Annotated in this window: 1 protein-coding gene; it reads right to left on the reverse strand. The window is 56.4% G+C overall.

The annotated features are described in order from the left end of the window. On the reverse strand, positions 1–259 hold a 259-nt coding region (locus MKD49_RS26070; RefSeq protein ID WP_252697750.1), incomplete at both ends, for a terminase gpA endonuclease subunit.

The raw sequence follows: 259 nt of genomic DNA on the forward strand, positions 1-259 counted from the left end.
TCACCCGGCCCCCATCCCCATACGCGCATTTCGTAGCGGTCCAGCTGGGAGTCGATACCGGCGGTCAGGTAAGCCACACGGTCAGGAACGGGCGCTGAATAATGCTCTTTCCGCTCTGCCATCACTTCAGCATCCGGACGTTCGCCAATTTTCGCCTCCCACGTCTCACCGAGCGTGGTGTTTACGAAGGTTTTACGTTTTCCCGTATCCCCTTTCGTTTTCATCCAGTCTTTGACAATCTGCACCCAGGTGGTGAACG

This window comes from Herbaspirillum sp. WGmk3 (genome assembly GCF_023952535.1).
Lineage (GTDB): Bacteria > Pseudomonadota > Gammaproteobacteria > Burkholderiales > Burkholderiaceae_D > Herbaspirillum > Herbaspirillum huttiense.